Annotated in this window: 11 protein-coding genes and 1 tRNA gene; 9 read left to right on the forward strand and 3 right to left on the reverse strand. The window is 64.5% G+C overall.

The window, feature by feature from the left end; all coding sequences use genetic code 11:
- Positions 1-113 precede the first annotated feature (113 nt).
- The 6 genes from ABM428_RS03780 (at position 114) to ABM428_RS03805 (ending at position 6740) form a co-directional block, all read left to right on the forward strand.
- The gene (locus tag ABM428_RS03780) at positions 114-1040 is read left to right on the forward strand and encodes an MYG1 family protein (RefSeq protein WP_005851434.1); all 927 of its coding nucleotides are present in this window, start codon (positions 114-116) and stop codon (positions 1038-1040) included.
- A 105-nt stretch (positions 1041-1145) separates the two neighbouring features.
- Entirely contained in the window at positions 1146-2537 is a 1392-nt protein-coding gene (gene selA, locus ABM428_RS03785; RefSeq protein WP_132997569.1) for an L-seryl-tRNA(Sec) selenium transferase, read from the forward strand.
- Positions 2534-4405: a selenocysteine-specific translation elongation factor gene (gene selB, locus ABM428_RS03790; RefSeq protein WP_353628186.1), complete on the forward strand. Its 1872-nt coding sequence runs from the start codon at positions 2534-2536 to the stop codon at positions 4403-4405. Before selA ends, selB begins: the two co-directional genes overlap by 4 nt.
- Before the next feature lie 41 nt (positions 4406-4446).
- Positions 4447-4541, forward strand: a tRNA-Sec gene (locus ABM428_RS03795).
- A gap of 63 nt (positions 4542-4604) precedes the next feature.
- The gene (locus tag ABM428_RS03800) at positions 4605-6194 is read left to right on the forward strand and encodes a TlpA disulfide reductase family protein (RefSeq protein WP_353628187.1); all 1590 of its coding nucleotides are present in this window, start codon (positions 4605-4607) and stop codon (positions 6192-6194) included.
- A gap of 24 nt (positions 6195-6218) precedes the next feature.
- On the forward strand, positions 6219-6740 hold the full coding sequence (locus tag ABM428_RS03805) for a UGSC family (seleno)protein (RefSeq protein ID WP_258182285.1): 522 nt from the start codon (positions 6219-6221) through the stop codon (positions 6738-6740).
- A gap of 85 nt (positions 6741-6825) precedes the next feature.
- On the opposite strand, the gene nagA is transcribed toward ABM428_RS03805, so the two are convergent.
- Complete coding sequence (gene nagA, locus ABM428_RS03810) at positions 6826-7956, reverse strand: N-acetylglucosamine-6-phosphate deacetylase (RefSeq protein ID WP_353628188.1); 1131 nt, start codon at positions 7954-7956, stop codon at positions 6826-6828.
- Positions 7953-8828, reverse strand: coding sequence for a BadF/BadG/BcrA/BcrD ATPase family protein (locus tag ABM428_RS03815; protein ID WP_005851462.1), 876 nt, complete (start codon positions 8826-8828; stop codon positions 7953-7955). Before ABM428_RS03815 ends, nagA begins: the two co-directional genes overlap by 4 nt.
- A gap of 169 nt (positions 8829-8997) precedes the next feature.
- Between ABM428_RS03815 and edd the strand changes: the two genes are divergently transcribed.
- Complete coding sequence (gene edd, locus ABM428_RS03820; protein ID WP_206338394.1) at positions 8998-10800, forward strand: phosphogluconate dehydratase; 1803 nt, start codon at positions 8998-9000, stop codon at positions 10798-10800.
- Positions 10801-10821: 21 nt separating this feature from the next.
- The gene (gene eda / locus ABM428_RS03825; protein WP_005851466.1) at positions 10822-11469 is read left to right on the forward strand and encodes a bifunctional 4-hydroxy-2-oxoglutarate aldolase/2-dehydro-3-deoxy-phosphogluconate aldolase; all 648 of its coding nucleotides are present in this window, start codon (positions 10822-10824) and stop codon (positions 11467-11469) included.
- Here the strand turns inward: eda and ABM428_RS03830 are convergent.
- Positions 11466-11990, reverse strand: coding sequence for a winged helix DNA-binding protein (locus tag ABM428_RS03830; RefSeq protein ID WP_174226595.1), 525 nt, complete (start codon positions 11988-11990; stop codon positions 11466-11468). The two genes, eda and ABM428_RS03830, sit on opposite strands and share 4 nt — an antisense overlap.
- A gap of 184 nt (positions 11991-12174) precedes the next feature.
- On the opposite strand from ABM428_RS03830, the gene ABM428_RS03835 reads away from it, so the two are divergent.
- On the forward strand, positions 12175-13092 hold the full coding sequence (locus tag ABM428_RS03835) for a lipid A-modifier LpxR family protein (protein ID WP_353628189.1): 918 nt from the start codon (positions 12175-12177) through the stop codon (positions 13090-13092).
- Positions 13093-13111 lie beyond the last annotated feature (19 nt).

Genomic DNA, 13111 nt, shown 5'->3' on the forward strand with positions numbered 1-13111 from the left:
TATGCTAGGCCCGTGACGGGCGGTGTGAGCGATACATATTCACAGGGCGGCCCCTCGCACGGTCGCCCGTTTTCATTTCGACCTGCTGAACAGATGCGCAAAGGTACAGAAACATGACGATCACCCAACTCGTGACCCACTCAGGCGGTTTTCATGCGGATGAACTCCTATCCTCTGTCATCCTGACGCGGCTGTTTCCCGACGCCACGGTGCTGCGCAGCCGCGACAAGGCGCTGATCACACCGGCCGAGGGGCGCATCATCTACGACGTGGGCGGTGATTTTGATGCCGAAGCAGGGATTTTCGATCACCATCAACGTCCCAATCCGCTGCGTGAAGACGGGCAGCCCTATAGCTCTTTCGGGCTGATCTGGGCGCATTACGGGCATGATTATCTGCGGGCGCTCGACGTGCCCGAGGCGGATGTGAATGCCATCCACGACAGTTTTGATCGCGGGTTTGTTCTGCCGATCGACCTGCTGGATAATGGTGCCGTCAACGCGTCAGAGGCGGGGCCGCTGTTTGCCGGTCTGACCTTGCCCGCGCTGTTGGAAAGCCTGAAACCCGTCTTCGATGACCGCGAGGAAGGCGTGGACGACCGCGCCTTTGCCGCCGCCTTGCCCATTGCGCGCGCCTTTGTCGAAGCGTCGATCCGTCGCAAAGCCGCCAAGTTCCGCGCCGAAGCGATGGTCATGACGGCCATTGATGCTGCGGGCGAGGGGCATGTGCTGGACCTGCCCATGGGCATGCCGTTTCGCGGGGCCGTGGTGAAGGCGGGGGCGGATCATCTGTTGTTCGTCATCCACCCGCGCGGCGAGGAATGGACGCTGACAACGATCCGGTCGGGGGATGATACGTTCGAGAACCGCGCTGATCTTCCGGTCGCTTGGGCGGGTCAAAAAGACGCCGCGCTTGAGGAAGCATCAGGCGTCAAAGGGGCAAAGTTCTGCCACAACGGCCGCTTTATCGCCGTCGCCGATAGCCGCGAGGCGATTTTGCAGATGGCCGACATCGCGGTGAAGGAAGCGCTGGCAGCGTAACCTGCTAGGCGGGCCTTTTTGTCGCCCGCGTTTGGCCTGCGTTCCGGCTTGCCCCCGTGGCACGCGCGATTACACTGCGCGTTCAGCCATCGGGGGGCGTGACGCGTGAACAGCCAGCTTAGACATTTGCCACAGATCGATACGCTGTTGCAGCAACCGCATGTCGCGTCTTTGGTTGCGACCTACAGCCACGACGAGGTGCGCCGCGCCCTGCGCGAAACGCTCGACCAGCTGCGCCGTGATATTCGGGGCGGCGGGGTGGTCGATTTGCCAGATTACGCCGGTGAACCCTTTGCCCATAGAATTGCCGACCGGATAAAGGCAGCCCGCCAGCCGAGCCTGCGCCCTGTTATCAATGCCACGGGTATCATCATCCACACCAATCTGGGCCGCGCCCCTCTTGCCCCCGAGGCGCTGCAGGCGATGGACCAGATCGGTGCGCGGCCTTCGAACCTTGAGCTGAACCTGAAAACCGGCAAGCGCGGGTCGCGCTATGACCATGCCGAGGCGCTGATCTGTCAGTTGACGGGCGCAGAGGCGGCGCTGATCGTGAATAACTGTGCCGCAGCGGTGGTCTTGGCGCTGATGGGCACTGCGGCAGGGCGCAAGGTGATCGCCTCGCGTGGGGAGCTGATCGAGATTGGCGGGTCTTTCCGTCTGCCCGATGTGATCGCGCAAAGCGGTGCAGAGCTGAAAGAGGTCGGTGCCACCAATAAAACGCGGCTTAGTGATTATGCCGATGCGGTGGACGAGGATACGGCGGTTCTGTTGAAAAGCCACACCAGCAACTTTCGTATCGTTGGCTTCACCTCTGCCCCGTCACGCAATGATTTGGCGCAACTGGCGGCGGAGCGGGATCTGATCCTGATGGAGGATCTGGGCAGCGGCGTGCTGATTGACCTTGCCCCCTTTGGGCTGCGCGACGAACCCGTGGTGGCGGATATCCTCAAGGCGGGTGTCGATCTGGTCATGTTCTCGGGCGACAAGCTGCTTGGTGGGCCGCAGGCGGGGATCATCGCGGGACGGGAGGATATTATCGCGGGGCTGCGCAAGCACCCGTTGCTGCGGGCGTTGCGCATCGACAAGCTGTCGCTGGCCGCGCTCGAGGCGACCTTGCGTCTGTACCTGCCGCCCCATGATCCGCTGGCGCGGGTGCCGGTCTTGCGCGCGCTCTCGCAGCCTTTGGCAGAGGTAGAGTCGCGGGCGCAAAGGCTCGCGGGTTCCCTCGCTGCGGTGAAGGGGGTGGATGTTGAGGTGATGGCGTCAGCCGCCTATGTCGGCGGCGGGTCGCTGCCGCAGCAGGACTTGGACAGTTTCAGTGTCGTCGTGGCCTCTGCCGCGCTGCCTGCTGAAACCCTTGCGGATCGTTTGCGGGGCGGGATGGTGCCCATTGTCGGGCGTATCCATCAGGGCAAGCTGTGGCTGGACATGCGCACTGTAACGGATGACGAGCTGCCCGATATCGTCGCGGCGCTGGGCGCGATCGCCGCCACATGACATCGGCCTGTGTGATCGTGATCGGCCATGTGGATCATGGCAAGACGGCGCTGGTGCGCGCGCTCACGGGGATGGAGACGGACCGGCTGGCCGAGGAAAAAGCCCGTGGCCTGTCGATCGCGCTGGGCTTTGCCCATTGCGAGATGGCGGGTGGGACGCTTGACCTGATTGACGCGCCGGGGCACGAGGATTTCATCCGCACCATGGTGTCGGGTGCGAGCGGCGCGCAGGGCGCGATGCTGGTCGTCTCGGCGGTGGAGGGCGTCGCGGCGCAAACGCGCGAGCATGTGCAGATCGCAAGACTGTTGCAGGTGCCCGTGGCGGTGGTCGCGGTCACCAAGGTGGATTTGATCCCCGAGGCGACATTGCCCGCCCGTCTGGCGGAAATTGCGGATGCCCTTGCCGCGCAAGGCGTTACCGGGGCCGAACCGGTGCCCTGTTCGGCCACAACCGCTGGCGGGACGGACCATCTGCGGCAGGTCTTGGCGCGGCGGTTCAACGCTTTGCCCGCGCGGGCCGCGCCGATGGGGGCGTTCCTGCCGGTGGACCGCGCGTTCACACTGGCGGGACGCGGAACGGTGGTGACGGGCACTTTGCTTGGCGGCGCGTTGGCGGTTGGCAAGGCGTTGACCGTGCAGCCAAGCGGTGCGGCCACGGTGGTCCGTGGCCTGCAAGCACGCGGCGCGGCGCGGGAGAGGGTCGCGGCGGGCGAGCGGGTCGCGGTGAACCTGCGCGGTATCGCGTTAGAGGATATTGCGCGCGGCGATGTGATCTGTACGGGCGGGCAGGGGGCGACGCTTTGTATGGATGTGTGGTTGACCGTCTCTGACACGGCACCGCGACCGGTCAAACACATGCAGGATTTGCGCGTGCTGTGGGGCACGGCGCATGAGGTCGCGACCCTGCGGCTGATGGGCGGTGGCCAGATCGCGCCGGGGGACGCGGGGCTGGGGCAGCTGCGCTTCAAACGCCCCGTGGTGGGGTTCGCGGGGCAGGCGGCGGTATTGCGCCAGCTTTCCCCTGCGGCGACGTTGGCGGGTGCGGTGATCCTTGACCCGCAGGCCACGGCAGTCGGGGCGGGCGACAGACGGCGGTTGGCGGTGATGCAGGCGGCACAGCAGCAGGACGGTACCGCCCTTGCCGCAGCGCTTTGTGCGCAGGGGCGCGGGGTGGCGCTGTGGTCTGATCTTGTCCGGTTGGCGCGCTGCGATGCGACGGCTGCGCTGCCCACGGGCGTTGTGCGGCTAGCGCCGGAACATGTCGCGCTGGCCGACGACCTCGCCACGGTGCAGACGGCGGTGGTGGCGGCTTTGCAGCGCTTTCACGCTGACCACCCGATCAAGCAGGGGGCGGCGCTTTCGATGCTGCAACAGGTGACACCACTGCGGGGTTTGGTGCCCTTTGCCCAAGCTGAGTTGCACAGGGGTGGAGAGGTTGTTTTGCGCGACGGTTTGGTCAGTCTCGCACGGCATGACCCCTTTGCAGCCCTGGCCCCGCAACAGCTTGCCCGCCTGACCGAGATCGAAGAGAGGATGCGCGCGGGCGGCACCTCCCCCCCTGATGTGCGGCAGTTCGATGCGCCTGATGACGCGGATCTGATCGCGCTGCTGGTGGCGCAGGGGCGGTTGGTGTCCTTGGCGAATATCGCGTTGAAACAGCAGGTCGTGTTTCACGCGGCGACCATCGGCCAAGCGCAGCGGAGCCTTGCGGCAAGCTTCCCCCCGCCCACGGCCTTTACCACCAGCGCAGCGCGCACCGCCTTGGGCACCACCCGCAAGTTCATCGTGCCACTGCTTGAGCATCTGGATGCGCTTGGTATGACGCTGCGCGATGGTGACACGCGGCAGATCGCGCCGCAGGCGCATTAGGCTTTCGCTTGCCCTGCGGCAGGGCTACGGTGTGGCAACGCGGAGACGACCGGAGTCTGGTGGCTTCCCTGGTCTTCAAAACCATGGACGCGTCGATACGGCGTGTGGTGGGTTCGATTCCCATCCGTCTCCGCCAAGCTGTCTGGACATGCCTGACGATCCCCCACAGTATGCAGCGGCATACTTGGGAGGGGGCGACATGAGTGATCGGAAACCGGAATTTACCCTGAAGGATCTGCAAGGCGCGGCCCATCATTTTGACGGAACCGGCCCTGCGCTGGTCTGTTTCGTGAAAGAGGATTGCGAGACCTGCAATATTGCGGGGCCGGTGCTGCAAGCGCTGTCGCAGGCCTATGGCGATGCGGTGCGGTTTCTGGTGCCGGGGCAATCCGGCGAGAAGAACGGCGATTTCGCGCAGCGCCACGGGCTGACCATGCCGGTGCTTGAGGATGCGGGCTGCAAGACCTCGTTCGACTGGGATTTCGAGATCGTGCCCGCGCTCTACTGGATTGATGAAAGCGGCGCTGTCGTGACCCACTTTGAAGGCTTCGTGCGCGATGACTGGCAGGCATTGTCCGACCAGATGGCCCGTGCGACGGGCAAGGCTGCCGCGCAGATCGATTGGGACAGCCTGCCCGCCTGGCGTCCGGGATGCGGGTCGAAACACTTTGACCCCGAGGTCTACGACGCGCTGCGGGCAGAAGCCGAAGGCAGCCGTCTGCGCGCCCGCAAGGTCGAGGTCGCCAGCGGCGATGACATGGCGGAATTCATGTTCGATCAGGGGTTCTCGGACGGGTTGCCCTTGGTGCCGCCGACGCCCGAACGGGTGATCCGCATGTTGGAAGGGACGCATCGTGATCCGCAGGATGTCATCGCCACAGTGCCGCCGAATATGGGCATCGCCACGGTCGAAAAGATCGCGATCAACGCGGTGATGGCGGGGTGTAAACCCGAATATCTGCCTGTGGTGATCGCAGCGGTCGAAGCCGTCTGCACGGATGAATTCAACGTCCACGGGGTCACCGCGACAACCATGGGCGCGGCGACGGTCATGGTGGTGAACGGGCCGATCGTGGACAAGATCGGGCTGAACGGCGGCTTGGGCGCTTTGGGTGCGGGGAACCGTGCCAATGCCACCATCGGGCGCGCGCTGCGGCTGATCATCCGCAATGTCGGCGGGGCGACCACGGGCGGGGTCGAACGGTCTGTCCTGGGCAATCCGATGAAATACACCATGTGCTTTGCGGAGAACGAGGCGGCCTCGCCATGGGAGCCGCTGCATGTGGAACGCGGGTTCGAGGCGGAAGATTCGGTCGTGACCGTCTTTGCCATGACGGGCGGGCCGGTGCATCTGGTGGACCAGACCTCGCGCAGGCCGGACCAGATCGCGGGGTCGTTGGGGCAGGGGCTTGAAGGGGTGTTCCTGCCGAAGATGCACAACCTGCCGATTGACGCGCTGCTGGTGGTCTGTCCCGAGCATATCCAGACGCTGACCGTCGATGGCCCCTATTCCAAGGACAGGCTGCGCGACCGTATCCAAGAGGTCACGGCGCGCCCCTTGTCGGAGATGGTGCAGGATGACCATTCGGGCGCGGGTATCCCCGTGGCGGACGCGGAACGGATGGGGCCGGAAAAACTGGCGCAGTTGGCCCCTAAATTTGCGGGCAAGGAATATATCCATATTGTCGTGGCCGGTGGCGATGCGGGCAAATTCTCGTCCGCGTTCCACGGGTGGGCCACGGGGGAGGTGGGGTCGATTTCCGTTTCCAGAAAGATCGATCTAGGCTAGCTTTCACAGCAGAGGAGGACGTGAATGACAATAATTCTTGACCCGACGGACGAACGTGTCCCCGTCGCGCGTCAGATCAGCGAACGGTCCGGTTCGGTGCAGGGGGTTGTCGGGCTGCTGAACATCAGCAAGCCGCGCGGCAATATCCTGCTGGATGAACTGGACAGGTTGTTGACCGAAAACGCACCCGGCGTTGAGATCCGGCATTATACCAAGCCGACTTTCGCCAAACCGTGCCCCGACACGCTGCGCCACCAGATCCGCGATGAATGCGACTTTCTGGTCGAAGGGCTGGCGGACTGAGGATCATGTACCACGTGCAGTATGCACGATACAGTCTGGTTTGAAATCCAGGGGATCCCGTCTGTTTCCATCGCTTCAAGCGTGTTTGGCCAAGCCGCTGAAACGCAGCGCAAGGCCTTAGGCATGGAGGGCGCGCGCTATGTGCTGGTGCCGCATCCTATTCAGGATGCCACGGACGACGAAATGCGCGCCAAGGCGCGTGAGGCGTTCGACCAGATCATCGGGGCGTTGCGCGACGCGTGAGTGACGTGAAAGACATAGACGTAAAAGACATAGGGCGGCGCGGGAAACCTGCGCCGCCTTTTTCGTGAGCATGGGGTGGCGAGGGTTACAGCTCGGTCAGCCAGTGCAGCTCTGACAGGTCGTCGTTGATCCATATCATCGCATCGACGCTGTCCGTTTCGGGGGGGTGCGCCAGCAGTTGCGCAGGGATTACTGTGGCACGGGCCAGCGCCCGCTCTAACGGCTCGCCCACGGTGTTGTGCATATAGCGCACGGCTTGCAGCAGGGTCAGGTCGGCCCCGGCCAGCGTTCCGTCGGCCAGCGTCAGCCGTCCGTCGCGGCGCAGGATCTCGCGGTCGTTCAGGGTGAAGCTGGTGATGTCAGAGCCGCCAGTCGCCATGGCGTCGGTCACCAGAAACACCTCTGCCGCGCCGCGGTTGGCGGCAAGTGCGGCGCGGATCATGGCCGGATGGACATGCACCCCGTCGGCAATCAGGCCGGATGCCACGCGCGGGTGATCAAGCGCCGCCCCCACCAGCCCCGGACTGCGCGCGTTGGCCTGGCTCATGGCGTTGAACAGATGCGTTGCCATGCGGGCACCGGCGTCAAAGGCGCGCATGGCGGTGTCATAGTCGCAATCGCTATGGCCCAGCGATACCAGCACGCCCGCCTGCGTCAGCGCCGCGATCTGATCGGGGGTGGCGTTTTCGGGGGCGAGGGTCATCATTAGGTTCGGGATCCGGGCCACGGCATCGGTCAGCATCGCCATATCAGCGTCAGACAGGGGGCGGATCAGGCTGCCGTCATGGGCACCTTTGCGGGCAACGCTCAGATGCGGCCCTTCAAGGTGGAGCCCCGCGATACCCGGCATGCCCAGGTGCAACGCCTCTGCCACGGCGGCGATGGCAGCGCGGCTATGGGCGGGGGTATCGGTGATCAACGTGGGAAGAAATGCGCGGGTGCCAAGCCGTCGGTGCGCGGCAGCCATCGCGCGCAGCGTGTCCAGATCGGGCGCGCTATTGAGCATCACGCCGCCCCCGCCGTTCACTTGCAGATCCACAAACCCGGGGGAGAGGATGCCCCCGCTAAGCGTCTGGGTTTTGGCCCTCGTCGGCAGCGCGGTCAGGGGTGTGATGCGCGGGATGCCGTCGGGGTGCACCACAAGCGCGTGACCGGTCAGCAGATCGTGCCCGTCAAAAATGCGCGCGCCGGTATAGGCGGTGAGGGGGGCGGTCATGCCCGCGCGGCGCGCAGGGCCAGTGCGACGGCCCCGTCGAGTGCGCGACCTTTGGTTTCGACCAGATGGGCAGTCTGCGTGTCGGGCAGATAGGCGGCGTAATGGGGGCCGACGCCGCCGGTCAGGCACAGCGGGCCGCCGGGTTGGTGGTCGAGCGCGATCAGGGCGCGGGTCAGGTAATCGGCCCCGCTTGCCATCAGCGCCCGTCCGATGCTGTCGCCCGCCGCGGCGGCCTGTACCACATCGGGGGCAAGGGTGGCGAAATCGCCGGGCCGCGCCTTGAGGCTGAACTGCACGATGCCCGCGCCGCCGCCGAATTTATCCAGCATCTGCTGCGACAGGGGGCTGGCGGGGGTGATCCCGTCAACGACGAGCAAGGTCTGCTCTAGCACGCCATGCCCCAGCCACGCGCCCGACGCCTGATCCGAGACCTGATAACACCAGCCGCCGATACAGGTCTGCACGCCGGCCTTTTGGCGGCCCACGATGGTGCCGGTGCCAAGGGCGATCAGGTGGCAGTCCTGCTCTCCGACGGCACCGACGATGGTGGTGGTGGTGTCTTCGGTTACGACGGATTTGGCAAAGGGCAGACCCGCCTGCACGCGCGGGCCCATTTCCGGCCCCGTGTATCCCGCAAGCCCCAGATGAGCCACGGCACGGGGCATGTCGGCGACATCCAGACCGGCGCTCTCTATCGCGTTGCGCGTCGCGGTCAGCACGCTGTCGATCGCGGTGGCGCAATCGGTGCTGACATTCGCCCGCCCGCCTTTGCCTTCGGCAAGGATACGGCCATCGGGGGTGGCAACAGCGGCGCGGCAACCGGTGCCGCCTCCGTCAACGCCGATCAGGAAAGGAGGGTCTATTTGTGTCATCCGAATTGTTTAGGGCACCTGTTTTGGCGGGGAAAGACAATTTTCGCCATTCGTTTTACCCATGGTCGCAACGGGTTTGCAAATGGCACATGCGCGTGATAAGTTAGCGCTAACATACTCACGTCTTTGTAGGAAGGCCCTTAGGCCCACCCACGTCACGAAGGAAAGCATGATGTTGAACGATACCGTAGCCCGTGTCACCGACCGGATCATCGAACGCAGCGCGCCAAGCCGGGGGGCCTATCTGGCGCGGATGCGCCGCGCCGCCGAGGAAGGACCGGCGCGGGCGCATCTTTCGTGCAGCGGGCAGGCGCACGCCTATGCCGGTGCGGGGCAAGACCAAGCCGCGCTGGCGACGCAATCGGCGGGCAATATCGGGATTATCACGACTTATAATGACATGCTTTCGGCGCACCAGCCGTTCGAACGCTTTCCGACCCTGATCCGCGACACCGCGCGTGCGGCAGGCGGGACGGCACAGGTTGCAGGCGGCGTGCCTGCGATGTGTGACGGCGTGACCCAGGGCACCCCGGGGATGGAGCTGAGCCTGTTTTCGCGTGACATCATCGCCATGGCGGCGGGCGTCGGGCTTAGCCACAACACTTTCGATTCCGCGATCTATCTGGGGGTCTGTGACAAGATCGTACCCGGTCTGGTGATCGCGGCGCAGGCTTTCGGGCATCTGCCGGCGGTGTTCCTGCCTGCGGGGCCGATGACCTCGGGCATCTCCAACGACGAGAAAGCGATCGTGCGCCAGAAATTCGCCGCAGGCGAGGCCACGCGCGAAGAGCTGATGGCGTCAGAGATGGCGGCCTACCACGGGCCGGGCACCTGCACCTTCTATGGCACCGCCAACACCAACCAGATGTTGATGGAGTTCATGGGCCTACACCTGCCCGGCGCGTCCTTTGTGAACCCCAACACGCCCCTGCGTGATGCGCTGACCGTTGCGGGGACGCAGCGGGCGCTGGCGATCAGCCATCTGGGCAATGAATACACACCCGTTTGCGATGTGCTGGACGAAAAAGCCTATGTGAACGGCATCGTCGGCCTGCATGCGACGGGCGGGTCGACCAACCTGCTGATCCACCTTGTCGCGATGGCGCGGGCTGGTGGGATCGTGCTGGACTGGCAGGATTTCTCGGACCTTGCCGATGTCACGCCGCTGCTGGCGCGGGTCTATCCGAACGGCTTGGCCGATGTGAACCACTTCCACGCGGCGGGAGGCTTGGGATTTATGATCGGTCAGCTCATGGCGGGCGGCTTGCTGCATGACGAGGTCAAGACCATCGCGGGCGACGGGCTGTCGCGCTATACCCAAGACCCCAAGCTCAAGGATGGCACTGTCGAATGGGTCGCAGGCCCGACCGAGACGCTGAACGAAAAGATCGTGCGCCCCATTGGCGATCCTTTCCAGCCCACCGGCGGGTTGAAACGTCTGGCGGGGAACCTTGGCAATGCGGTCACAAAAGTCTCTGCCGTGAAGCCGGAGCATCACATCGTCGAAGCCCCGATCCGCGTGTTCCATGACCAGGAAAGCGTGAAAGACGCCTATCGCAATGGCGAGTTCAACGAGGATGTCATCGTCGTCGTGCGTTTTCAGGGGCCCAAGGCCAACGGCATGCCCGAATTGCACAGCCTGACGCCCGTGCTGGCGAACCTGCAGGCGCGCGGGCTGAAGGTGGCGCTGGTCACCGACGGGCGCATGTCCGGTGCCTCGGGCAAGGTATTGAGCGCGATCCACGTGTGTCCCGAAGCGGTGGACGGCGGGCCGATTGCACGTTTGCAAGACGGTGATATCGTGCGCGTCGACGCCCGCGACGGGCAGCTGACGGTCCTGACCCCCGGCGCGATGGAGCGCCCGGTCGCCACGGCTGATCTGTCGGGCAATGAATACGGGCAGGGGCGCGAGCTGTTTGCCACTTTCCGCAACACGGTTGGCGCGGCTGATACCGGCGCCAGCAGCATTTGAACCTGACCAGAGGATGATCCGATGACCCCGCAAGACGCCAGCGCCGCTGCCTATGCCATCTGTAAACGTGCCCCCATCGTGCCGGTCCTGGTGGTGCATGACGCGCTGCACGCCCGCCCCCTGGCCGAAGCTTTGGTCGCAGGCGGATTGCCCGCGCTAGAGGTGACGCTGCGCACCGACGCCGCGCTAGAGGTGATTGCCGAGATGGCCAAAGTCGAAGGCGGCGTTGTCGGGGCGGGCACGTTGCTGACCCCCGATGATGTCAAACGTGCGGTGGATGCGGGCGCGACCTTTGGGGTGTCGCCCGGTGCCACGGATAAACTGCTGCAAGCGGCCGAAGATCTGGGCCTGCCGATGTTGCCCGGTGCTGCCACCGCGTCAGAGGCGATGCGTCTTTATGAACGCGGCTATGATATGCTCAAGTTCTTCCCCGCTGAAGCTGCGGGTGGGGCACCCTTCCTGAAATCGCTGTCCTCGCCGCTGCCTCAGGTGCGGTTCTGCCCCACGGGCGGCGTGAGCCCTGCCAATGCGGAAAGCTACCTGTCGCTGCCCAATGTGGTTTGCGCGGGCGGCAGTTGGGTCGCGCCGGACAATCTGATGCGCAAGGGCGATTGGGCGGCGATCACCGAACTGGCCCGCGCCGCCAGTACCCTAGGCAGCCGCGGCTAAAGCGACGCCGCCGCGCGACTGGCCTGATCATACTGACCCGAGATCGCGCGTAGCTGCGCCGCGATCTCGCGCAGGTCGTCGCCTTTGATATCGGTGCGTCCCATGCTGTCGATCAGGCAGGTGTTGCGCACCGCGCGGTAGGTCTCTATCAGCTCGGCCCCGCTGGCGGAGGTGCGATAGAACACCTCCTTTCCGCGTTTCTCGGCCTCTAGCAGGCCGGATTTCAGCAGTTTGCGCAGCGCGTAGTTCACCGTATGCGTATCTTCGATGTTCAGCAGAAAGCAGATGTCCGTCAGCCGTTTTTCACGGTCGCGGTGGTTGGTGTTGTGCAGGACCAGAATTTCCAGCGGGGTCAGGTCGGCATTGCCCGCCGCCGCCATGCAGCGCGACATCCAGCGCGAGAAGGCGTTGTAGGCGATGATCATCCCGTATTCGAGTTCGGACGCTTCCCATCCTTCGCCCTCGGCAAGGTGACGGGACGAGACGATACGGCGGGACGGGTGCGATTTTGGGTCTGACATCAGTGCCTCAAGGCTGGTTTTCACTGTCGTTATGTTAGCGAATTGTCGGTATCGCGCAATCCGTCTGTGCGCCAAGGACACGCCCGCCCGAGAAAAATGTACCAAGGATAGCGCGACGCGGCAGGGCGCGGTAGCAAAGGGGCAACGGGTGCCGACCCTGACAGCCATTGCGATAGGAGTGACGATGCTGCGATTTCTTGTGCCGGTATTTGCCGCGCTTTTGCTTTTGCCCGTGGATGCGCAGGCGACAGAGCGGGAACGCCTTGGCTATGGCCGTCTGATTTCCAATGATTCCATCGGAGAGTTTCGCGACCGCGAGCGCACGGGCGCCTATGTGTCGTCCCGCGTCTGGGGGCCGCAGTGGACGGGGCGCTTGCCCGACCGCTTTGGGCAGTTGATCGAGCTGCGTTTGGGGGTAGAGGTATTCTCCCCCGCGAACCTGCGTCGCCCGCAGGCCGGATCGCGCCCCTGGGCCGGTGCCCTGTCCGTCGGAATGCACACCCATTTCGAACGCGATGCTGTGGAATATTCGGTCGGGGCGGCGATCTATGCCACCGGTCCGCAGACCCATCTGGATGATCTGCAACGGGGCATTCATGACATCATCGACGCGACCTCGCCCTCTGATCGGGTGTTGGATAACCAGATCGAAGACGGCTTTCACCCTACGGTTCTGGTCGAGATCGGGCGCAGCTTTCCGATTGGCGCGCGGACAAGCCTGCGCCCCTTTGTCGAGGGGCAGGCGGGGATAGAGACATTCGTTCGCGCGGGCTTCGACCTGACCTTTGGCGATATCACACGCGGGGAAATGTTGGTGCGCGACAGCACCACCGGCCAGCGCTACCGCGTGGTGCAGAACCGCGACGCATCTGGCTTTGGCTTTGTCGTTGGGGCCGATATGGCGCGCGTCAGCGACAGCGTGTTCCTGCCGTCGGATCGTGGCTATGACCTGACCCCGCGCCGCGATCGTGTGCGTGCCGGGGTGCATTGGCAGGGCAAGCGGGCCTCGGCGTTCTATGGTCTGACGTGGCTGGGCAAGGAATACGAGACGCAGCCCGATCACCAGCTTGTCGGCTCTGTACGCATCAAGATCGACTTCTGACGCGCAGGCCCCGTGCATA

It is taken from the genome of Sulfitobacter sp. TCYB15 (genome assembly GCF_040435955.1).
Lineage (GTDB): Bacteria > Pseudomonadota > Alphaproteobacteria > Rhodobacterales > Rhodobacteraceae > Sulfitobacter > Sulfitobacter pontiacus.